Here is a 22,269-nt window from a genome sequence, read left to right as displayed (position 1 = left end):
CATGGCGCGCCTGCGCAGGAGACGGGTTTCGACCCTTTCCATCAACCGCATGATTCCCAATGCGCTGACTCTGCTCGCGCTCTGCGCCGGGCTGACCGCAATCCGGCTGGCGCTGCAGGATCGCTGGGAGGCGGCGGTGGGCGCGGTGGTCGTTGCAATGCTGCTCGACGGGCTCGACGGCCGCATCGCCCGCCTGATGGGGGCCACCAGCGAGTTCGGGGCGCAGCTCGACTCGCTGTCGGACGTCATCGCGTTCGGCGTCACGCCGGCGGTGATGATTTATCTCTGGACGCTGTCCGACGCCGGCGGACTGGGTTGGGCGCTCTGCCTGGTTTTCGCGGCCTGCTGCGCTCTGCGCCTGGCGCGGTTCAACGCCGCCCTGGGCGAGGACAGTCCCCAACCCCTGGCCGCACGCTTTTTTGTCGGCGTTCCGGCCCCGGCCGCCGCCGGCCTTGCATTGCTGCCGCTGACCATGAGCTTCGTCTTCGGCGACAGCATTCTGCGCAGCGACCTGTTGAACCTGCTGACCCTCCTGGCCGTGGCGATCCTGATGGTGAGCCAGGTCCCGACGTTCTCCGCCAAGCGCCTGAAGCTCCGGCCGCCGCAGCGCCGTGTCGCCATGGTGGGCCTGGTGCTCTTTGCCGCCTTCCTGATTTCCGAGCCTTGGATCACCGTCACGCTGGTGGGCCTGCTTTATCTCGCCAGTATTCCCCTGGCCGCAATCCAGTACCGCAAGGAAGCCCGCGCTCTGGCCTTGGAGGAGGGAAGCGGCGCCCGCAGCGAGGCCGCGGGCGATGACGAAGAGGACACCGACTGACGGTTTCTTCGCTCGGTTTTTGGCTACGACGACCGGCGGTTATTCGGCGGCCTGCGGAACGCCCGGGCCGCTCTTCCCGGCGCCGCCGCGGCCTTCCTGACCCGCTTCCGGCGTGTCGGGCTCGCCGATGATGCGACGCCGCGGGCCCCGCCAGCCGCGCAGGCGCCCTACCGCGCCCTTCAGGTTGTCGCGCAGCATCAGCGCGCTCGGGGTCACGAAGAGGGTCAGGAGCGTCGCGAAGGTGAGGCCGAAGACGATGGCGGTCGCGAGCTGCCGCCACCACTGGGTCGAAGGGGCGCCGACCTGAACGGTGCGCGAGAAGAAATCGATGTTGGTGGCCAGCACCATCGGCATCAGCCCCAGGATCGTGGTGATCGTGGTCAGCAGCACCGGGCGCAGGCGCTGGGCGCCGGTCCGCAGGATGGCCTCGCGGGTGGTCGCGGTCGTGGCGCGCAGCCGATCGAAGGTGTCGATCAGGACGATGTTGTTGTTCACCACGATACCGGCCAGGGCAATGACACCGATGCCCGACATGACGATGCCGAAGGGCTGGTTGGTGACGAGCAGGCCGATCATCACGCCGACCGTCGACATGATCACCGCCGTCAGGATCAGGAAGGCGCTGTAGAAGCTGTTGAACTGGGTCACCAGGATGATCGCCATCATGAACAGCGCCACGCCGAAGGCCTTGCCGAGGAACGCCGAAGCGGCCTTCTGCTCCTCGTCCTCGCCCTTGAAGGTGATGGCCAGCAGGGGATCGAAGTCCTGCTCGGCAAGCCAGCCGCGGATCTCCTGCACCTTGTCGTCGGCCAGCAGACCCTGCGCCACGTCGGCCCTGATCGTCATTGCCCGGCGGCTGTCGGTGCGCTTCAGCAGGCCGACCCGGGGTTTCGCCTCGCGCGTGACGAAGTTGGAAATCGGGATCAAGCCGGAAGAAGTCTGAATTCGGATCAGATCGAGCTGCTCGATGTTGCGATACTGTTCAGGCAGACGCACGACGATGTCGATTTCCTCGGTGCTGTCGTCGGGCCTGTAGTCGCCCAGGTCCATGCCGTTGGTCAGCATGCGCACATAGCTGCCGATCAGGCTGACATCGGCGTCGAACTTTGCGGCCTGGGCGCGGTCGACCGCCAGTTCCCACTCGATGCCGGGAATTTGGGTGCCGTCCTCGATGTCGACGAAACCGCCGATGTCGGCCATCGCGCCGAGGATGCGCTGAACCGCCGGTTCGATCAATGAAGGCTGTGCCGAGGCAACCTCGATCTGCACGGGCTTGCCCACCGGCGGACCGGACTCTTCCTTGCGCGCCTCGACGAAGACGCCGGCGAAGATCGCGCTGCGCTCGCGGATCTCGCCAAGGATTTCGTCCGCCGGCCGGCGGGAGAACCAGTCGGTGAACTCAACGATGATCTTGCCGATCACGTCTTCCGCTTCCTCGCCGCCCTGGGTGCCGGAGGCAGCCATCGACTGCGCGCTGATGGCGTGGAATTCGCCGTATTCGCGCTGCATGGCCAGGACCACGCTCTCGACCTGGCGGACCAGCTCGTCCCGCTCCTCGACCGAGAGGTTGCCGCGGGCGTGGAGCTGCAAGACCGCATTGTGCGGTTCCACGTCCGGAAAGAACTCGACGCCCCGGCCGAAGCTGGCATAGGCCATCTGCACGCCGACCAGCAGCATCACGGCAAAGAGGAGAACCTTTGCCGGGTGCCGCAGAATGAACCCGAGCGTTCGCAGGTAGGTGCCGGTCAGCCCCCCGACATCGTTCAGGTCGCCGCTCTCACCCGCCGCAAGCGCCTTCATCGTCTTCGGGTCGGCGGTGCCCCCAGGCTTTCCGAAGACCGAGCCCAGTGTCGGCACGAAAATCAGGGCCATCATCAGCGATGCGCTCAAGGTGGCGATCAGCGTGATGGGCAGATACTTCATGAATTCGCCGACGACGCCCGGCCAGAACATCAGCGGCAGGAAGGCGGCCAGCGTGGTCGCCGTTGCCGCGATGATCGGCCAGGCCATGCGTTTGGCGGCCAAGGCATAGGCTTCCTTCTTCGGCCTGCCTTCGCTCATCTTGCGGTCGGCGTACTCGGTCACCACGATAGCGCCGTCCACCAGCATGCCGACGGCCAGGATCAGCGCGAAAAGCACGACGATGTTGACGGTCAGGCCGGCGATGGCGAGCACCAGGATGCCGGTGAGGAAGGAGCCGGGAATGGCGATGCCGACGAGCAGGGCGGAGCGCAGGCCGAGCGCGGCGACCACCACCACCATGACCAGTAACACGGCGCTCAGCACATTGTTCTGAAGGTCGAGCAGGTTGTTGCGAATGTCCGTCGACTTGTCCTGGCTATAGGTCACGGTGACCGTCTCGGGCCAGGCCAGCCGGGCCTCTTCAACGACGGCGCGAACCTGCTCGATGGTCTCGATGATGTTCTCGCCGGTGCGCTTGGAGACCTCCAAGGCCAGTGCCGGTTCGCCGTTCAGCCGCGCAAAGCCGTCCGAATCCTTGAACGTGCGCCTCAGGCTCGCAATGTCGCGGAAGCGCACGACCGCATCATCGTTCACCTTCACCGGCAGGTTGATGATGTCTTCGACGGTTTCGAAGAGGCCGGGGACCTTGACCGCGAAGCGCCCCTGGCCGGTGTCCAGCGAACCCGCCGCGACCACGCGGTTCGACTTCGAGACCATCTCCAGAATGTCAGTGGCGTTGAGGTTGTAGCTTTCCAGCGCCAGCGGATCGATCACCACTTCCACCAGTTCATCCCGGTCGCCGGCGATGCTGGCTTCCAGCACGCTGGAGAGGCTCTCGATCTTGTCCTGCAGGTCCCGGGCGATGCGCAGCAGCGTGCGCTCTGGTGCGTTGCCGGAGAGAGAAACGGTCAGCACCGGGAAGAGCGAGAGGTTGATTTCGTGAACCGTCGGCTCTTCCGCATCTTCCGGAAGCTCCGGTTTGGCCAGGTCCACCTTCTCCCGCACGTCCATCAGCGCCTGGTCCGCGTCGAACCCGGCATCGAACTCCATCACCACGTTGGCGCCGCCCAGATACGCGGTGGACGTCATCTCCTTGACGCCCTCGATTGCCCGAAGTTCCTTCTCCAGCGGTTTGATCAGAAGCCGTTCCGCATCTTCCGGCGAGATGCCGTCATGGGCCGCAACGACATAGAGCGTCGGGATGTTGATGTCCGGCGAGTCCTCCTTGGGAATGGACACATAGGCGACGCTTCCCGCAACGAGGATCAGAATCAGGGTCGAGACGACAGTGCGGCTGCGTGATATGGCCGCGTCGATGACGGCTTTCACGACGCCAGATCCTTCAGCCGGTCTTCAATCTCGGATTCATGCACGGGCTGCACTTTTTCGCCCGGGCTGACGTACTCCTGACCCACGGTGATCAGGGTGACCTCTTTCGGCAGGCCGGTAATCCAGATGCCCTCGTTGTCGGTATCGACGATCTTGACCGGATGAAAGACGACCTTTGTGTCCCCATCCACGGCCTTGACGCCGATCAGGCCGCCGTCTGAGAGGGTCAGGATCGCGGGGGAGACAACGTGTGCCTCGGTCTCCGCGAGGGGCAGGGCAATCTCGGCGGTCATGCCGTCGGCGATGCGGCCGTCCGGGTTTTCGACTTCAAGTTCGACCCGGAAGGTGCGGGTCGCCTCGTCGGCAACCGTTGAAATGTGCCGGATGTGGCCGGTCACCTGGTCGCCGGTCATCAGTCGCGCGGCGCCCACGTTACCCAACCCCAGACGCTGAACATCGCGCTCGTTGACCTGGGTGACGATCAACATGGGGTCCAACTCGACAAGGCGGGCAATGGCATCGCCGCGGTCGACATAGTCGCCGATCTCCATCATGCGCTCGTCGACGATGCCGTCGAAGGGCGCGCGGATCGCGGTATAGCCCAGTTCGACTTCGGCAATCTTCACCGCCGCTTCCGCCGCTTGCAGAGAGGCCTCCGTCGCGGCGACCTGGGTTTCCGCGCGGAAGCCTTTCTGGGAGAGCTTCTGGTCGGCTTCGTATTCGATCTTGCGCTGGGCCAGCAGCGCCTTCGCCTCGGCCAGACGCGCCGGGCGGTCGCCGGGCGACAGGCGCGCGATGATATCGCCCGCCTTGACGGCCGTACCGTCGTCGACCGCCAACTCGATCAGGCGGCCGTCGGTTTCGACCTTGATTTCCACCATGCGGTTCGCCTCGGTGCGGCCGCGCAGCAGATCGACGATGGGGTGCGTCTGAGCCGTGGAACTGCGCACGCGCACGCTCGGCACCTTGTCGAGTGCGGCGAGGTCGGCGGGCGGCTTCTGGGCTTCCGGCTCGGCGCCGCTCTCGCCAAGCTGGCCCGAAGCGACCCAGGCCGTAGCCGCAACGGCGAACACCAAGGCCAGGATTAGGGAGCGTTTCATTTTGTTGTCGTCTTCAAACTCTGTCGTTGCGGTCGGGGGTTATACGCAGGACGGCGGCTTTGCGTTTCCCTCCCCATCGGTCATGGCCGGCTTTTTTTTCGCGGTGCCTCGTCACTCGGCAACCATGGCAGCCGGACGAGCGATCTCTTTCAACAGGGCCTCGCGATTGGTCTCCAGGTACTCTGTGGCGGCGCGGTAGACGGCGATTCCCATGCCGCGCACGAAACAGGCGCCCGAGGGGCCGACGTTGTTGGCGGCGCAGTCTTCCATGCGCTCCAGGGATTCCCGGTACCAGGCGATACGCTGATCGATCAGTTCGGCCACCCGCGCCGGCGGCAGGCACTGGGCGAAAAACAGGATAAAGAGGAAGTCGGAGCGCACGCGATCCGCATCCGGCTCCACCAGCAGGGCGTCGAAAAAGGCGCGCTCGCCCGCGGGCGTGATCGAGTAGATCTTCTTGTCCGGGCGCTTTTCCTGGGCTTCGGCGCGGCAGGCCACCAAGCCCTCCGCGCTCAACGCATTGAGCGCCGGATAGATCGATCCGAAGCTGGCCTGGTGGAAGTGGCTGAAGGGGCCTTCCGCGAAAGCCTTCTTGATTTCGTAGCCGCTGGCCTCCCCGCGCGAGAGGACCCCCAGGCAAAGAGTCTTAACGTCCATGGCAGACTTCCGGTTGGCTGAGTTGTGACGGCCCGTTTGTTATATCGGCCCGAGATATATCAATTCAATATATACAACGGATTCCACAACGCCTTGTACAACGCTGTCTGCAACGCGGCCATGCGGCTGACGCAAGGCTGTATTTGTCACAAATTTTTGGAAAAATATCAACAATATCAAATATTTGCTCGTAATCCCGAAGCCTTGTAGAATTGATAGAAGATCAATATCGGCATGGCAGGACCATGATTCAGGGGTTTTCGATTTCGGTTTCGGGCCTGATGGCACAGAGCAAACGCCTCGCCGTCTCGGCTGACAACGTGGCGAACATGCGCAGCCGCGGCGTCGATCCGGAAGGGCCTGCGGCGCAGCCCGGCGCCTATCAGCCCAAGCGGGTCGTCGACGTCACGGCTGGCGGCGGAGGCGTGCGTGGCGAGGTGCGTCCGGTCACGCCGGCCTCGGTCAAAAGCTACGAGCCGAGCAGCCCCGATGCCGACGCAGAGGGCCTGGTCAACCGCCCCAACGTCAATCTGGCCGAGGAACTGGTGACCCAGATCCAGGCGCAACGCGCCTACGAGGCCAATGCCGCCGCCATCCGGACCCAGGACGAAGTGACCGAAAGTCTTCTAGACATAAAGTCCTAGGTTAGCACAGGTCTTCCTTTCACTCCCCGCTGATTTCCCGCCAGCGCAGTCCCGTCGAGCCTGCTTTCATTTGGTAGTGCGCGCTTGCGGACCTTTACCCGGTCCGCCCCGGCCGAGCGGGCCCGGGCAGCCCGAGCTGCATAGGGCCGCCTTTCCGGTACACCGCACGCGGGTCGCGGAAGTCGCGAGTCCGATCCGCGTCGCTTTTCACGCCAATGGTGGCCGCAGTCCATCTATCGGAGATTGATCGAAAAGATATAGGCAAACTTCGCCGGATGTTTTGATGTTTTGGACCTAATCCAGTTTAGTCTTGAGTAATCATTTTGTGCAGTACTGGCCCGCGTTTATGACTTTGCCATGAGGGCCGGACCATGATCGGTGATCTTCTCAGCAGGTTCAAAATCCGCACCAGAATCGGCTTTGCCTTGGCTGTGCCGCTGTTTGGCTTGCTGGTGCTTGCTGCCATAGCCGTTGGCGCCCAATGGCGCATAGCGAGTGAGATGGATCGTCTCGACGCCCTGGCCAGCCTGGCGCCTGAGATCTCGGCCATGGTTCATGAGCTTCAGAAGGAACGCGGCGCCTCTGCCGGCTTTATCGGAAAGAGGGGGCAGGGGGCTTTCGCCGAGAAACTGACCACACAGCGTCAGGCCACGGACGCTCAGTACGAACAGTTTGCCAAGGCAATCAATGCCTTCGACAGCGCTGCCTACGGCCCGGTCTTTCAGGGGAAGCTCAAGGAAGCCCTGGACATGGTGTCCCAGCTGCAGCAGCAGCGGGCTGCGGTCAGCGCGCTCTCGCTGACCGTCGGCGAGATGGCGAAGTATTACACGACGACCATCGCAAGGATGCTTGAGACCGTCGGCGAGATGGCCGTGCTCAGCGCCGATGCAAGTGTCACCAACTCGATTGTGGCCTACATCAGCTTCTTGCAGGCCAAGGAGCGGACGGGGATCGAGCGCGCCATGGGCGCCAACGGCTTTGGCAAGGGTGGTTTCGCGCCGGCAATCCATCAGCGCTTTGTATCCCTGGTCGCCCAGCAGCAGGCCTTTCTCGCGACCTTTCACGCCTACGCGACTGAAAGCCAGCGTGCGCTCCTGGCCGAGACCCTGAAGGCGGACGCGGTCGGCGAGGTCGAGCGCATGCGCGGGCTGGCGATCGGCAATGCCTACGGCGGTGACCTCGGCGGTGTGACCGGGCCGGTCTGGTTTGACACCATCACGCAGAAGATCAACCTGCTGAAGGGCGTGGAGGACCGAATCGCCGCCGATTTGCGGGCACAAGTCAGCACCCTCGGCGGGCAGGCGCAACGCACTCTCTTCTTTGACGTGTTTGTGGCGCTGGCTCTGATGATCGGTACCCTGGTGATTGTGACGATTGCGGTGCGCAGCGTGACCGGCCCTATCGCCCGAACGACGGAGCAGGTGAAGGTTCTCGCGTCCGGCGATCTCTCGATCGAGATCGACGGTGCTGCGCGGCGCGATGAACTCGGCGACATGGCGCGCGCGGTTCAGATCTTCAAGGATCAGGGAATCGAGGCGGATCGCCAAAGCCAGGAACGCAAACGCGAACGCGAACGCGGCGAGCAGGAAAAGCGCGACGCGATCCGCTCTCTTGCCGCCGATGTTGAGGCCAGCCTCGATCCCGTTGTCAGCGAGGTTTCCACAGCTTCAAACCAGCTCCGCATCACCGCCGAGGGAATGTCTACAGTCGCGTCCCAGACCAGCGATCGCGCCAACGACGTCTCATCGGCTGCCGACCAGGCATCGTCCAACGTTCAGACCGTCGCCTCGGCTGCAGAGGAGCTTTCCAGCTCGATTGGCGAGATCACGCGCCAGGTGAACCAGTCCCGGGAGGTCTCGGGCAAAGCCGTGACGGAGGCCGACCGCGCCAGTGAGACCGTGAACGGCCTTGCCGAGGCGGCCCAGAAGATCGGCGATGTCGTGAACCTGATCCAGGACATTGCCGAGCAGACCAATCTTCTGGCCCTCAACGCGACCATCGAGGCGGCGCGCGCAGGCGAGGCCGGCAAGGGCTTTGCGGTGGTCGCCAGCGAGGTGAAGTCACTGGCCAATCAGACCGCCAAGGCCACGGAGGACATCGGGGCGCAGATCGGCGCTATGCAGGCCGCTACCGGCGACACCGTGGCGGCCATCAAAGGCGTGCGCGGTATCATCGACCAGATCGGCAGCACGGCGACCGCTATCGCCTCGGCGGTTGAAGAGCAGCAGGCGGCGACCCAGGAGATTTCACGCAATGCCCAGGAGGTGGCGCGCGGAACCACCGAGGTGACCTCCAACATCGGTGCCGTCACCGAAGCGGCGTCGAACTCCGGACAGTCGGCCGGCGAAGTGCTGCGCGCCTCAGAGCAGCTGTCGAAGGGTTCGGAGGTCCTGCGCAGCAAGCTCGACGAGTTCCTGACCCGGCTCCGCGCCGCCTAAGACGCGATTTCCCCCTTCAACCCCGTGCGGACACACGGCTGTCAACGGACGGGCAACCCCGGGTCGGCAGCCGAGAGCCGGACCTGCAGGATCGGTAGAGCCTTGGAAAGGGATGTGGCTTCGGAATTCGCGGCCACGGGGCGGCGCTTCAAGCGGTCAGCACACAAGCAAGAAGCCCGCAATCCCTTTCAGGAGAGCAGGCTTTGTTTCCCCAGTACGCGCTGGTGACCAGCAGGCTAAGCGGCAATCCCCTCGCGCCACGCAGAGGTGGACTTGCAGGACTGGCAAATGCGCTCACCCGGCCAGGTGCTCAAGAAGTCGGTGCGGCACATCAGGCAGGCGCGCTTTTTCTTCTCGTATGAGCGGTCGGACTTCGGCTTGGAGTTTTTCGTTGAGTTGCTCATGCGCGGGTAGATACCGCTCGGACGTTTCTATTGCAACAAAAATGTTGCACTGCGGTGACGATTCGCTGCAAGCCAGATTTGCAACCTTCGCATGGCCCCGGCAGTTGACGGCAGAGACTTTCGACCAAGACACCATCGACCGCGAGGGCCCATGGCGGGACCGGGCGCAAGGTGTGGCTCCGCCCCGATAAGACAAAGATCCCAGAGCCGGTCGGCGGATGTCGACCGGAGAAGTCGAGCGTCGTCCCGTATCCCGCAAGTGCCGGGCGGCGGCAGCGCGCGAATCGCCGGTGCGGCTAGTCAGACGAATCGGGAAAACAATCCCGGGTTGTGGTGTCGGAACTGATTCTCAGCGGTTCGTTTGTCGGGGCCTTAAGGATCTGGTAAGCTTTTCGCCATCGTAAACCCTGAAGACGGGGCCCGTAAGACAGGCCCAAAGAACGGGGCAGGGACGGCCAGAATAAGAAGCGCCAAACAAGAAGCACAGGGAGAGGTGCAGTGTACCGTTCTGTCGTTGAAAGCAAACAAGAGGGCAGCGAGCGCCGGCGCATCCTGCGCTGGGTCGAGGGGATTGCTGTGGCGGCGGTGGTCGTTGTCGGCGTTACCTATCTTTTTGGACTGCTTCAGTTCTAGCTCCTCGAAGCGCCAGCGCCCGGGCAGCGGCCTGAAACGGGCCTCAGAGCAGGTGCTGCGTCAGCGGTGCGCGCAGGCCCGGCGGATCGGCGGAGGCGGAGGCCTCGCCGTGTGTCTCGCGCCATGACACCGCAATCATCAAGACCACAGCCAGGGCAATCGCCATGCTCAGGATATCGCGGCGCGTCACTGCTGCACGGTGGTGTGAAGATCGGCGCCCCGGTTTGATCATGGCGACTTCGGCCTCCTCTGCGCTTGCGTCAGATCTCTGTCGGCGCACTGGTGGCGCCGGTTCAAATGCATGCGGCCGAACGCGGCCGCTAGAGGAGTCTACGGCTGAGCGGCGGAAATCGTTTCCGGAGAGGTAGAGAAAGCTTCAGCGCCAGCGCAGCAGGCTGCGTTCCAAAGCCGTGATGGCCGCACCGAAAATCAGCCCGAGCACCGAAAGGCAGACGACGCCGGCCAACAGCTGGTCCGTGGCCATCAGGTGGCCCGCCTGCAGCACGAAGGCGCCGAGGCCGTATTCGGCGCCGATCATCTCGGCCGCCACCACCAGGATGAGAGCGACGGAAGACGAGATCCGGAAGCCGGCGATGATGGTGGGCATGGCGCCGGGCAGGACCACCTTGCGGACGATGTCGCGCGGCGGCAGGTCGAAGGACTGGGCCATGCGGATCAGATTGCGCGCGACGCCGTCGATGCCGCTGTAGCAGTTGATCACCGTCGGGAAGAAGACGCCCAGCGCAATGGTGGCCAGCTTGGAGGGCTCGCCGATGCCGAACCAGAGGATGAAGAGCGGCAGCAGGGCGATCTTGGGGACCGGGAAGATCGCCGAGACCAGAGGCATACCGACGGAACGGGCGAGGGTGAAAAGGCCCATGGCCGTCCCGAGGGCGAGACCGGCCGCCGTGCCGATGGCCCAGCCGCCGAGAATGCGGCCGAGGGAGGCGGTGAAGTGGCGCCAGAGCTCACCGCTGGCGGCGACATCGTAGAGCGCCTGGGCGATATGCGCCGGGCTGGGCAGGAAGAGGGGGTTGATCCAGCCCAGGCTGCTGCCGCCTTGCCAGAAGGCGATGAGCGCGGCGAAGACCAGGAGCGCCGGCCCGCGGCGCTGGCCCGGCGCGAAGCCGCCGCCGCGGAAACGCACGCGGTCTTGCGCGGTTTCACGGCCAAGCTCAGCCATCGGCCATCTCCCGCTCGGCCGAACGCGCTTCCTCCTTGATCAGGGTCCAAAGGTGGTTCTGAAGCCGGGCGAGCTCCGCCTGGGCCGCGGGCTTGGTCCGCTCGCTCTGCGGAAGGGTGAGGGGCACGATCTCGCGCAGCCGTCCGGGACGGCGGGAGAGGACGGCCACCCGGTCCGCCAGACGCAGCGCCTCCGTCAGATTGTGGGTGACATAGACCGCCGTCGTCTTCTCGCGCAGCCAGAGATCCAGGAAGTCCTCCATCAGCAGGTCGCGGGTCTGGGCATCGAGCGCCGAGAGCGGTTCGTCCATCAGCAGCACGGCCGGGCGCACGGCGAGGGCCCGGGCGATGCCCACCCGCTGGCGCATGCCGCCGGAGAGCTGGCGCGGATAGGCTGTCGCGAAGTCGCTGAGTTTCGTGCGCTCCAGCACCTCGGCAATGCGCGCCCGGCGCTCACCAGCCGAAAGGGCGTGGTGCTCCAGCGCCAGGGAGACGTTGTCGGCCACCGTGCGCCAAGGCAGCAGCGCAAAATCCTGAAAGACGTAGGTCAGGGGGTTGAGGCAGTCCGCCGGTGTGTCGCCCGCGGCCACCACCCGGCCGCTGCCGGGCTGCAGCAAGCCGCCCAGGATGCCCAGCAGGGTGGACTTGCCGCAGCCGGAAGGCCCGATGAGCGCCAAGGTCTCGCCCGCCTGCACGGTGAAGGAAATGTCCTCCAGAACCGTCAGGTCGTCGTAGCGGTGGCCGACAGCCTCGAGGCGCAGTTCCATGATGGTCGGCTGCCGGAAGAGTCGCTCAGTTGGTCGGGACGTCCAGGTGGCCCTCGATGAAGCTGAGATCGACGAAGTCCGCGGGATCGATATCCTTGCCGACCAGCCCCTGGGCCTGCATCCAGGCGACCTGGTCGTAGATCGACTGCACCTTCAGCCGGCCCTCGGGGTCGATGAAGGGGGCGCCGGCCTTGATCGAGGCGGGCTTGGCCTTGGTGTACTTCTCGATGATTGGAATGAGCGCCTCGGCCTCGGTACCGAAGACGCGCTGGCCGGCGGCGTCGCGCTGCATGAAGGCCTCGGCATAGTCGGCTGCTGCACGCTGATAGGCACGCACAAAGCGCTCCACCACGTCACGCCGCTGCTCGACGTTGCGGGTCGAGGTGAAGAGGCCGCCCAACTGATAGGGCGTGTACTGGTGAACCCAGCCGATGATCTTGGCCGAACCGTCGTTCTCCAGCCGGGTGGCGATGTGGGCGGGCAGGATGATGGAGTCGACCTGGCCCGACTTCACCGCGCCGATCATGTTCGGCACCTTCTCCAGCGGCTTCAGTTGAACATCGTCCAGGTCCATACCCAGTCGGTCGGCCAGCATGCCGATCATAAGGTGGAAGGAGGAGCCCCTCTGAGTCATGCCGAGCGATTTGCCGGCGAACTTCTCCGGGCTGTCGAAGCCGGCGGCATAAGCCTTGTTGGAGGCGATGTAGGCGGAGAAGTCGAAGCCCGGCTCCTCGCGGCTCTGGGCGCCGATCACCTTCAGCGCGCCCTTGCCGGCCAGATTATAGAAGCCGGCGGTGAAGGCGGTGACGCCGAAGTCGGCATCGCCCGAGGCGATCGAAACCGCCACCGGCTGCGCCGCGCGGAAGAACTTGAATTCCACCTCCAGGCCTTCCTCGGCGTAATAGCCCTTGTCCTGGGCGATGAACAGCGGCGAGGAGGACACGAAGGTAAGGGCGGAGATGGTGATCTTCTCCGCCTGCGCCGCCGTGGCGCCGAGCGCGAGGCTGCAGGCGAGGGAAACGGCGGCAAGGCCGCGGCGCAGCGAGTGCAACATCTGGTCTGTCCTCCCCGGGAGCATTCTTGGTGTGTTCTTTGGAAGCCAGCACGCTATCCGCGCGCTTGTGCCGGGTCAATGGGCGCCCCATCGAGCGGCAGCACGTTGGTATACTTCACCTGCTTGAGCGCGAAGCTGGACTCGATGGAGGCGACGTTGCCGACGCGCGTCAGCTTGGTCTTGAGGAAGCGCTCGTAAGCCGCGAGGTCGGCCACCACCACCCGCAGCAGATAGTCCTGCGTGCCGGTCATGAGGTAGCACTCCAGGACCTCGGGATAGGCGCTGACCTCCGCTTCGAAGCGGTCCAGATCCTCCTCCTGCTGGCGTTCCAGCTTGATGGAGATGAAGACGGAGACCGGCAGGCCGACCGCGCCCTGGGCGACCAGGGCGACGTATCGGTCGATGATGCCCGCTTCCTCCAGCAGGCGCACCCGCCGCAGGCAGGGCGAGGGGGAAAGGCCGACCTGTTCGGCGAGGTCGACGTTGCTGAGGCGGCCGTCGGCCTGCAGCGCGGTCAGGATCTTGCGGTCGATGCTGTCGAGCTCCATGTTCGGCATAATATGCCAAGAATTTCCTCCTGGCGATGCAAAGATACCAAGTCTGATAAAATCCGTAGCGCCTTTGGCATGTCCTGCCAGGGCGCTTTGGCGTAAGCTGCCGCTCCGCGCCGCTTCCTTGCGAAGGCCGAGAGTTAAACGAAAACCATGACGGATTCCCATAGCCTGAAGATGCTGGAGGCGCTGGAGCAGAAGGTGCTCTGGCTGTCCTCCTGGATGATCCACAACGCCAACCACCTGCGCCCCAAGACGGACGGGCTGAAGGTGGGCGGCCATCAGGCGTCGAGCGCCTCGCTGGTCACCCTCATGACGGCGCTCTATTTCCACGTGCTGCGGCCCGAGGACCGTGTGGCGGTGAAGCCCCATGCCAGCCCGGTCTTCCATGCCATCCAGTATCTGCTGGGCAATCAGACCCGGGAAAACCTGGAAGCGTTCCGTGGTTTCGGTGGCGCGCAGTCCTACCCCTCGCGCACCAAGGACAGCGACGACGTGGACTTCTCCACCGGTTCGGTCGGCCTCGGCGTTGCCATCACCTCCTTCGCCAGCATGGTGCAGGACTACGTGCGCCTGAAGGGATGGTCCGCAGGTGCCAAGACCGCGCCTGAGGGGCGCATGGTGGCGCTGGTGGGCGATGCGGAGCTTGACGAGGGCAACATCTACGAGGCCCTGATGGAGGGCTGGAAGCACGGCCTGCGCAACACCTGGTGGGTCATCGACTACAACCGGCAAAGCCTGGACGCAGTGGCGCGCGAAGGCCTCTACGGCCAGTTCGACAAGCTGTTCCGCTCCATGGGCTGGGAGGTGGTGACGATCAAGTACGGCCACCTGTTGCAGGCGGCCTTCCAGGAGCCGGGCGGGGAGGCGCTGCGCGACTGGATCGACCGCTGTCCCAACCAGCTCTACTCGGCGCTGACCTTTCAGGGCGGGGCGGCCTGGCGCAAACGCCTGCTGGATGATCTCGGCGATCAGGGCCCGCTGACGGCGCTCATCGAGGCGCGCAGCGACGACGAACTGGCACGGCTGATGACCAACCTGGGCGGCCACGACCTGCCGGCGGTGCTGGAGGCCTTCGCTGCCGTCGACCACGACCGCCCGGTCTGTTTCATCGCCTACACGGTGAAGGGCTACGGCCTGCCGCTGGCCGGCCACAAGGACAACCATGCCGGCCTGATGACCCCCGACCAGATGGCGGCCTACCGCGGCAGCCTCGGCGTTCGGGAGGGACAGGAATGGGAGCCTTTCGAAGCGCTGGCCACCCCCCGCGAAGAGGCAGAGGCCTTTCTCAAGGCGGTGCCCTTCAACGCCAAGGGCCGGCGGCGCTACCAGGCCGCCGTGGTGCCGGTCGCGCCGTTGCCGGCACCGGCTGGGGCGGTGATGTCGACGCAGGAGGGCTTCGGCAAGATCCTCAACGAGTTGGCGCGGGAGGACTCGCCCCTGGCGCAGCGCATCGTGACCACCTCGCCGGATGTGACGGTGTCGACCAACCTCGGCGGCTGGGTGAACCGCCGCGGCCTCTTCAATCGCACGCCGCTCGGCGACACCTTCCGCGATGAGAAGGTGCCTTCGGCGCAGAAGTGGATCATGAGCCCGGAAGGCCAGCACATCGAACTCGGCATTGCCGAGATGAACCTATTCCTGCTGCTGGGCGCGCTGGGGCTCTCGCATTCGCTCTTCGGCGAACGCCTGCTGCCCATCGGCACGCTCTACGATCCTTTCATTCAACGCGGTCTCGATGCGCTGAACTATGCCTGCTATCAGGACGCCCGCTTCCTGCTGGTGGCGACTCCCTCCGGCATCACCCTGGCGCCGGAGGGCGGGGCCCACCAGTCGGTCGGCACGCCGCTCATCGGGCTCGCGCAGGACGGCCTCGCGGCCTTCGAGCCGGCTTTCGTCGACGAACTGGCGGCGATCATGACCTGGTCCTTCGACTACATGCAGCGCGACGGGAAGGGGGAGCCCTCCGGTCCCTGGCTGCGCGACGAGAACGGCGGCTCGGTCTACCTGCGCCTTTCGACCCGACCGCTGGAGCAGCCGAAGCGCGCGCTCGACGCGGCTCTGGCGCAGGACATCATCAACGGCGCCTACTGGCTGCGCCGCCCCGGCCCCAACTGCGCGGTGGTGATTGCCTACCAGGGTGCGGTGGCCGCCGAAGCCATCGCGGCGGCCGGCTTGATCGGCGAGGACCGGCGCGATGTCGGCGTGCTGGCGGTGACCTCGTCCGACCGCCTCAGCGCCGGCTGGCATGCCGCGGAGCGGGCCCGCCAGGAGGGGCGGCGGGACGCCCGCTGTCACATCGAGACCCTGTTGGCGCCACTCGACCGCGATACCGGTCTGGTGACCGTCCTGGACGGCCATCCGACGACCCTCTCCTGGCTCGGCGCCGTACAGGGCCACAGGGTCCAGGCGCTGGGTGTCGAGCACTTCGGCCAGACCGGAACGGTCGATGACCTCTATGCACATCACCGAATCGACACCGCGGCCATCGTCGCTGCCGCCAACGCCGCCTCCGCCGGCCGGCCGATCCGCTATCTCCGTGCGGTGCCTTAGGGAACCGTTAACCACTTCGTTGAGCAAAGCGGCCCAACAGACGGTTCTGTTTGCCTTTGGGGGGCGCCCTTCCTATCTAACGGACGGGTAAAACGAGAGGTAGAGCATGAATCCCCAAAGTCTTCTGGAGCAGTTTCTCGGGCCCAACGCGGCCGGTGCTGCGGGCGGGGCGGTCCAGAACGCCAAGGGCAAGCTGGCCAACAGCGGTATCGGCGGCGTCGCCGGCGGCCTGGCGGCCGGCGGTCTGCTGGGCGTTCTGATCGGCAACAAGAAAGCACGCAAAAAAGTTGGAAAACTGGCCGGCGGCGTTGTCGGCTATGGCGGCGCGGCCGCGCTCGGCGCCCTGGCCTACCGTGCCTATCAGAACTGGCAGGACGGCAAGCAGGCGCCCCAGCAGGTCCCGCAACAGTCGCCCGGGGCCGGTGCCGCTGGGCAGGTGGCCTACCAGCCGGCACCGGACGCTGCAGGATTTCCGAGCGCGCCGCCGCCGGCAGGATCGAAGTTCCACCCCGAGGCCGCGCCGGCCAGCGACGGCAAGCCCTTCGAACTGGCGCTGGTGATGGCGATGATCGCCGCCGCCAATGCCGACGGACATATCGACCCCGACGAGCAGAAATCGATCTTCGAACGGGTGGGCGAACTGCCGCTGGATGCCGAAGAGAAGGCCTTCGTCTTCGATGCGCTGGCCGAACCGCCGAGCCTGCAGGACATCGCCGGTCTGGCCCAGGGTCCGGAGCAGGCGGCGGAACTCTACCTCGCCTCGCGCCTGGCCATCGATCCGGATCATCCGATGGAGCAGGCCTACCTGGAAGCGCTGGCCAGCCGGCTGTCGCTGCCGGCGGACCTGGTCGCCCATCTGGAAGGACAGGTGGCCGGCATCCCGGCCTGACCACAGTCCGGCCTGCGGCCGGAGGTCCATCCTGCCTTTGCGCATCTCCACACATGAGCAGCCGGCGCGCCTCGGGCGCGCCGGCTGTAAAGCCTGATTGCAACGGAGATCAGCTGCCCCAGGCCTCGAGCAGCGAGGGGTTGGCGTCGAGCCAGGCCCGGGCGGCCTCCCGGGGCGCCTTGCCGTCCTGGCTGACCATCCGATCCATTTCCGTCACGGCCTCGACCGGGATGCGCAGGTCTGCCAGCTTCTGCAGGGTTTCCGGGGCCAGCTTGTCCCGCAGATCTGTGTGGCCCAGCAGGTAGGCGGTGTCGGGATCGCCATAGGCGTTCAGCGGTTCCTCAAGCGCCCGCACCTCGAAGGCAGCGTTCACCCACTGCGGCTGCCAGAGCGGGAAGACGATCCAGTCTTCGTTCTCGACCGCCTCCGTAAAGGCGCCGAGCCACTCCGCCGGGGGTGCTGCCCGCAGTTCATAGCCTGCATCGCCAAGGCCATAGGCCTCCATGACCCGACGCCCGCCGGTGGTCAGGCCGGTCGCCTCGGGCAGCGAGACGATGGTCTGCGGCAGGCGCTCGCGCACTTCGGGCTTGGTCAGGTCGGCGATGGAGGAGATGGCGTCTTCAGGCACGTAGGCCGGAACGACCCAGAAAAAGCGTGCGTCCTCGTAAATCGGTGCAATTCGAAAGGTCGTGTCCGCCACCGGTGCGTAGAGTGAGGCATGGCCCCCGGGCAACCAGGTGGCGGCAAGAATGTCGACCTCGCCTGCGCCCAGTTGCGGGAAGATCTCGGCATGGCTGCCGACGGTCAATTCGACCGTGTATCCGTCGCGTTCCAGCAGTTCCTGAACGACGCCGCCGGTGACGGCATAGAATGAGAGGCCGACCTGCCCGAGGCGCACGGTCGGTTTGTCGGTTTCGGCCAGGGCGGCCGCTGTGCTGCCGGCGAGGACGGTGCCTGCCAGAACAAGAGATTTCAGTGCATCAAACATGGCTGTCTCCTGGGGTGAGGTGTTCGATGCAGCAGAGATGGCGAGGGGCTGACAGAGGGACAAACGCGTTGTTCTCAGCCTGGGCTGAGATATTCTCATCTCATGCCGCAGCGTATTGCTCACCTCTCCGCTCTTCGCGCTTTCGCCGTCGTGGCGGACTGTCTGAGCTTCAAGCGCGCGGCTGAGCAGTTGGGCACCTCGCCCTCAGCTGTCTCCCATCAGATCAGAACGCTGGAGGAGTATCTGGGAGAAAAGCTCTTCGTGCGCCGTGCCCGCTCCATCGAGTTGACGGCTGCAGGACGGACCTTGCATCCGCCGCTGCGCGAGGGTTTCGATCTGATCGGCACCGCGTTGCGCGAGACCCGGGCTCTGACCGAGGAGACGCGGCTGCGTATCTCTGCCGGTCCGTCGATCGCTGCAAAGTGGCTGCTGCCGCGGCTGCATCGCTTCCACGATCTCTATCCGGCAATCGACGTGGAGGTCGGCACCACCAACGAGGTCGTGGATCTGCTGGCCGGGCACAGCGACCTGGCGCTGCGGCACGGCAGGGGCGACTATCCCGATCACAAGATCACGTACTTGCTTGGGGAGGCCTATGTACCCCTCTGCGCGCCGGGCTATGTGCCCGCAGGGGCGCCGGTTCAGCACCTGACGGAGTTACGGCTTCTCCATGACGACGCTGCGACCTACCCCGGCCAGAGTTCCGGCTGGGCGAACTGGTTCTCCAAGGTAGGCCTCGATCCCGGGTTGGCTGAGAAGGGCCAGCACTTCGCCCAGACCGACCACGCCCTCCAAGCGGCGATGTCCGGCGCCGGAATCCTGCTGGGCCGACGCACCATTGCATCGGACGACATTGCCTCCGGGCGCCTCGTCGTTCCCTGGGACATGGTCTTGCCGTCGCCCTTCTCCTACTTCCTGGTCTGTGCCGAGCGGCGGTGTCGCGAACGACCGATCAAGGCGTTTACCGAATGGATTGTCGGTGAAGCAAAGTCGGCGGACTTGGGGGCAGACTGATGCAGCCGCCAACGTCGACGGTCATATCGACCCGGAGGGGCAGAAGGCGATCTTCGAGCGGGTGGGCGAACTGCCGCAAGGGCAGGTGGCTGCCGCGGTGTCCGCGTAGCCTTTGAACGGAGCTAGCCGTTGGGTCGCAGGGCGGCCTTGACGGTGGAGAAATCACCCTCCAGGTAGCGCTGCAGCAGCGGTTCCACCTCCGCGAACGAAAGGTTCGCCACCCAGTCGGCTTTGCAGCGCGCCGCCAGGCTGACCGCCGTCTGGAACTGCGTCATCGAATAGACAAAGGCGCCGAGGAGCCGCCGCTGGCTTCTTATGAAGGCCCCGGCATTGGCTTCCAGGTCGGGCGCGGCGAAGCCCATGAGGACGCAGGTCCCGGCTTTGCGGGTGAGATCGATTGCGCGCCGCCGAGAGTCCACCGAGCCGACGGTATCGAACACAACATCATAGCTATCATAGCTGCCCTCTGGGTGTGTCTCGGTATCGTTTCCACAGGTCGCCGCACCGAGTTCGGCAGCCGCGTCCAGGCGGGTCTGGGAGAGATCGCTGACAGCGATCTGCGCACAGCCGGCGCCGGCCGCGCAGGCGACCAGCCCCAGGCCCAGCCCTCCGGCGCCGAGGATCGCCACCGAGCACCCGCCATCTGCGCCGGACAGCTCCCAGGCGTTTACGGCGTTGGCGAAGGGCTCCACAAAGGCTGCCTGTTCCCAGCCCAGATCGTCCGGAAGTGTGACCAAGGTCTCCTCAGGCACGGCGACCTGCTGGGCAAAGCCGCCGTCCGACTGGACCCCGATCAGATGCCAGTCGTTGCAAAGCTGACGGAGTTCGCGCCGGCAGTATTCGCAGGTGCCGCAGCTTCGCAGGGGATTGACCGCAACCCGGCGACCCTCTGCCGTTGTGCCGGCGAATCCATGTCCCATGATGTTCGGCAGAGTTCGTATGCCCGGGTTGTTGTAGCCCAGGTATTCGCTTCCGCCGATCCCAGCGACAGCCACGTCAATGACGACCTCATCCGGCCCCGCCACGGGCGGCTCGACCTCGAGCACAGACACCTGCCGCCTGCCTTCCAGCACCAACGCTTTCAGCTTTCCGTTCCCCCCGATCCAACGTGATGATCAGCCGCGCAAGATAGGGGCGGCGTGCGCGGTCCGATAGGGAAAACGTGGACGGGGCAGCAGATCTGCGATCCCAGGTTGTGACTTTCAGCAGATGCGTTTCGTCAGGTGCTCCGCCCCGGCGTTCATTTGTTCCGTCGCGGCTTCTGGCCACCGGATTTCCGGTCCGGCACCTGCTGTTCGATGCCGTCGAGCAATGTCTGGAGCATGGTCTCGTAGATCCCGCCGGGCCGCTGCTTGCGATAGAGGGGGAGCAGGCGGCTGGTCACCGGAAAGTCCTCCGCCGGCAGGGCCTTGACCTCGGCCAGGTTCTCCGCCGTCGCCGGCTGCAGCAGGCCACCCAGTTCCGCAGCGGCGAGCCCCAGGAGGCTGGCGTAGAGGCCGCAGCAGATCTGCGCCAGCTGCGCATCTTCCAGGCCGGCATCCTCCAGCGCCTGGTAGATCGCCTCGGCATGGCGGTAGTCGGCCGGGCCGGTGACCCAGAAGCGGTTCAGCAGCGGAAAGGTCTCCGGATAGCGCAGCGCCAGATCCCGGTACTGCCGGGCGAGGTCGGCCAGACGGTCGCGCCAGGGCATTGCCGGGTCGACGGGCCGCAATTCCGCGTTCAGCAGATCCGCCATCGCCCGTTCGAGCCCGGTCTTGGAGCCGAAGTGATAGAGCACCGCCATCGGATCACAGCCGAGCTTCGCCCCCAGCTTGCGCAGGGTGAAGCCGCGTTCCCCCTCCGCTTCCTGCAAGGCCACGGCTGCGCGGACAATCTCCTCCACGGAGAGGCCGCGTGGACCCGGGCGCGGATTTTTCTTTGGCAAGGCAACTCCGTTGTTGAAGTTTCTACGGTGTAGAATATATCTCTACAGCGTAGAGATCAACGCGCTTGCCAGGAACTGCCCTGCGGCTGTCCCATGACGCTGAACCGAAGGAAGATCGAAATGTCGTCCGTTGCACCGGAAAACCTGTCGCCCCGCCAGCGTGCCCTCAGCCTTGCGGCCGTCATAGCCTCGACGGTCGGGGTCGGCATTTCCTACGGTATCGGCTATCCCATCACCGCGCTCACCTTTGAAAGCTGGGGCACACCGAACTGGTACATCGGCCTGGTCGGCAGTGCGCCCGCGCTTGCTATCCTGCTGTGCCTGCCGTTCTTTCCCAAGCTGGTGGGGCGTCTCGGAACGATCCGGGCCATGGCGCTGGGTTGCGTGCTGGTCGGCGGCGGCTTCCTGCTGATGCCGGTCTTTCCTTCGCCTGAGGCCTGGCTTGTGCTCCGCGCCATCATGGGCGCCGGGATCGCGCTGCCCTGGCTGGTCGGCGAGACCTGGATCAACACCGTTGCCAGCGACAAGACGCGTGGGCGCATGATCGCGCTCTATGCGATCGTCCTCTTTGCCGGCTTTGCTGCTGGTCCCTTCTTCCTGGAGACCGTGGGGATTGACGGATGGCTCCCGTTCCTGATTGCGGCGGGTGGGATCCTGCTGGCCGTCGTCCCCATCGTGGCCGCCGCGCAACTGGCGCCGCAGATGCCGGAGCATCCGGAGACCGGAGTCGCGGGGGCTTTCCTGCTGGCGCCCATCGCCATGGTGGCGGGCGTCGTCGGCGGCCTGCTGGAGATGGGGCACTTCGCCCTGCTGCCGGTCTATGCACTGCAGTCCGGCATGTCCGAGGCCGAGGCGCTCCACCTGCTCACGCTCTTCATGGTCGGCGGTATCGCCCTGCAGTTCGTCGTCGGCTGGTTGGCCGACCGCGTTTCGGCGCAGCGCGTCCTGATTGCCGCCGCCCTGGCCTTTGCGGCCCTGGCTGCTGCTCTGCCCGTGATCGCCGAGCCCTGGCTGCGCGCGGCGGCGGTCTTCACCCTCGGCGGCCTGGGCATCGGCTTCTATACGCTGGGGCTGGCTTTCATCGGCCAGCGCGTGCGAGTTCAGGATCTGGCGGTGGCCAATGCGGCCTTCCTGATCACCTATCAGGCAGGGGCCATGGTCGGGCCGTCGGTCGGCGGCATCGCCATGGATCTCTGGGAGCCGCATGGTTTCGTCGCGGCCATGGCCGTTGCTGCTGTTCTGGGTGCCGGGGCTATGATCCTTGCGGCGCGCCGTCGCGGCAGCGACAGGAATGTCGCTTCCAAGGACGCCGGCTGCGGCCTTCCCGCGCGAGACTGATCCCCTCAGACAGAGCCCCCGGAGG

The 22,269-nt window shown here is 65.4% G+C and carries 19 protein-coding genes; 8 read left to right on the top strand and 11 right to left on the bottom strand.

From position 1 onward, the window contains the following. The first annotated feature begins 1 nt into the window (after position 1). On the top strand, positions 2-817 hold the full coding sequence (pssA, locus tag ACO06P_RS04355) for a CDP-diacylglycerol--serine O-phosphatidyltransferase (RefSeq protein ID WP_420348783.1): 816 nt from the start codon (positions 2-4) through the stop codon (positions 815-817). Positions 818-856: 39 nt separating this feature from the next. Here the strand turns inward: pssA and ACO06P_RS04350 are convergent, their stop codons facing one another. The 3 genes from ACO06P_RS04350 to ACO06P_RS04340 form a co-directional block, all read right to left on the bottom strand. Then, positions 857-4,108, bottom strand: coding sequence for an efflux RND transporter permease subunit (locus tag ACO06P_RS04350; RefSeq protein ID WP_420348782.1), 3,252 nt, complete (start codon positions 4,106-4,108; stop codon positions 857-859). Next, entirely contained in the window at positions 4,105-5,208 is a 1,104-nt protein-coding gene (locus ACO06P_RS04345) for an efflux RND transporter periplasmic adaptor subunit (RefSeq protein WP_420348781.1), read from the bottom strand. The genes ACO06P_RS04350 and ACO06P_RS04345 overlap by 4 nt, the downstream gene beginning before the upstream one ends. 111 nt (positions 5,209-5,319) lie before the next feature. Further along, a complete protein-coding gene (locus ACO06P_RS04340; protein WP_420348780.1) occupies positions 5,320-5,865 on the bottom strand; it encodes a PadR family transcriptional regulator in 546 nt (181 codons plus the stop codon). A gap of 245 nt (positions 5,866-6,110) precedes the next feature. On the opposite strand from ACO06P_RS04340, the gene ACO06P_RS04335 reads away from it, so the two are divergent. The 3 genes from ACO06P_RS04335 (at position 6,111) to ACO06P_RS04325 (ending at position 9,984) form a co-directional block, all read left to right on the top strand. Beyond that, the gene (locus ACO06P_RS04335; protein WP_420348779.1) at positions 6,111-6,509 is read left to right on the top strand and encodes a flagellar basal body rod protein FlgC; all 399 of its coding nucleotides are present in this window, start codon (positions 6,111-6,113) and stop codon (positions 6,507-6,509) included. A 371-nt stretch (positions 6,510-6,880) separates the two neighbouring features. Beyond that, positions 6,881-8,947: a methyl-accepting chemotaxis protein gene (locus tag ACO06P_RS04330; protein ID WP_421938172.1), complete on the top strand. Its 2,067-nt coding sequence runs from the start codon at positions 6,881-6,883 to the stop codon at positions 8,945-8,947. 902 nt (positions 8,948-9,849) lie between these two features. After that, entirely contained in the window at positions 9,850-9,984 is a 135-nt protein-coding gene (locus ACO06P_RS04325; RefSeq protein WP_420348777.1) for a hypothetical protein, read from the top strand. A gap of 43 nt (positions 9,985-10,027) precedes the next feature. On the opposite strand, the gene ACO06P_RS04320 is transcribed toward ACO06P_RS04325, so the two are convergent. From ACO06P_RS04320 to ACO06P_RS04300, 5 genes are all read right to left on the bottom strand, one after another. Continuing rightward, entirely contained in the window at positions 10,028-10,216 is a 189-nt protein-coding gene (locus ACO06P_RS04320) for a hypothetical protein (RefSeq protein ID WP_420348776.1), read from the bottom strand. A gap of 144 nt (positions 10,217-10,360) precedes the next feature. Next, positions 10,361-11,167: an ABC transporter permease gene (locus ACO06P_RS04315; RefSeq protein WP_420348775.1), complete on the bottom strand. Its 807-nt coding sequence runs from the start codon at positions 11,165-11,167 to the stop codon at positions 10,361-10,363. After that, a complete protein-coding gene (locus tag ACO06P_RS04310) occupies positions 11,160-11,933 on the bottom strand; it encodes an ABC transporter ATP-binding protein (RefSeq protein ID WP_420348774.1) in 774 nt (257 codons plus the stop codon). The genes ACO06P_RS04315 and ACO06P_RS04310 overlap by 8 nt, the downstream gene beginning before the upstream one ends. A 25-nt stretch (positions 11,934-11,958) precedes the next feature. Continuing rightward, positions 11,959-12,987, bottom strand: a complete 1,029-nt coding sequence (locus ACO06P_RS04305; protein ID WP_420348773.1) for an ABC transporter substrate-binding protein — start codon at positions 12,985-12,987, stop codon at positions 11,959-11,961. Between the two features lie 53 nt (positions 12,988-13,040). Then, positions 13,041-13,544, bottom strand: coding sequence for an Lrp/AsnC family transcriptional regulator (locus tag ACO06P_RS04300; protein ID WP_420348772.1), 504 nt, complete (start codon positions 13,542-13,544; stop codon positions 13,041-13,043). A 147-nt stretch (positions 13,545-13,691) separates the two neighbouring features. Between ACO06P_RS04300 and ACO06P_RS04295 the strand changes: the two genes are divergently transcribed. Both ACO06P_RS04295 and ACO06P_RS04290 read left to right on the top strand, forming a co-directional pair. Further along, on the top strand, positions 13,692-16,091 hold the full coding sequence (locus ACO06P_RS04295; protein ID WP_420348771.1) for a transketolase: 2,400 nt from the start codon (positions 13,692-13,694) through the stop codon (positions 16,089-16,091). A gap of 106 nt (positions 16,092-16,197) precedes the next feature. Continuing rightward, positions 16,198-16,980 (top strand): tellurite resistance TerB family protein, encoded by a 783-nt coding sequence (locus tag ACO06P_RS04290; RefSeq protein ID WP_420348770.1) that lies wholly within the window; start codon positions 16,198-16,200, stop codon positions 16,978-16,980. 109 nt (positions 16,981-17,089) lie between these two features. Here the strand turns inward: ACO06P_RS04290 and ACO06P_RS04285 are convergent, their stop codons facing one another. Continuing rightward, the gene (locus ACO06P_RS04285; RefSeq protein WP_420348769.1) at positions 17,090-17,968 is read right to left on the bottom strand and encodes a glycine betaine ABC transporter substrate-binding protein; all 879 of its coding nucleotides are present in this window, start codon (positions 17,966-17,968) and stop codon (positions 17,090-17,092) included. A 102-nt stretch (positions 17,969-18,070) separates the two neighbouring features. On the opposite strand from ACO06P_RS04285, the gene ACO06P_RS04280 reads away from it, so the two are divergent. Next, positions 18,071-18,982: a LysR substrate-binding domain-containing protein gene (locus ACO06P_RS04280; protein WP_420348768.1), complete on the top strand. Its 912-nt coding sequence runs from the start codon at positions 18,071-18,073 to the stop codon at positions 18,980-18,982. Positions 18,983-19,104: 122 nt separating this feature from the next. On the opposite strand, the gene ACO06P_RS04275 is transcribed toward ACO06P_RS04280, so the two are convergent. After that, on the bottom strand, positions 19,105-20,034 hold the full coding sequence (locus tag ACO06P_RS04275; RefSeq protein ID WP_420348767.1) for a zinc-binding dehydrogenase: 930 nt from the start codon (positions 20,032-20,034) through the stop codon (positions 19,105-19,107). Positions 20,035-20,222: 188 nt separating this feature from the next. After that, the gene (locus ACO06P_RS04270) at positions 20,223-20,906 is read right to left on the bottom strand and encodes a TetR/AcrR family transcriptional regulator (protein ID WP_421938171.1); all 684 of its coding nucleotides are present in this window, start codon (positions 20,904-20,906) and stop codon (positions 20,223-20,225) included. Positions 20,907-21,026: 120 nt separating this feature from the next. Here ACO06P_RS04270 and ACO06P_RS04265 point away from each other — a divergent pair, with 120 nt between their 5' ends. Beyond that, a complete protein-coding gene (locus ACO06P_RS04265; protein ID WP_420348765.1) occupies positions 21,027-22,244 on the top strand; it encodes an MFS transporter in 1,218 nt (405 codons plus the stop codon). The last annotated feature ends 25 nt before the right edge of the window (positions 22,245-22,269 follow it).

The organism is Pelagibius sp. (assembly GCF_965227505.1).
GTDB lineage: Bacteria > Pseudomonadota > Alphaproteobacteria > Kiloniellales > Kiloniellaceae > Pelagibius.
This window is presented reverse-complemented; position numbering and strand designations above follow the sequence as displayed.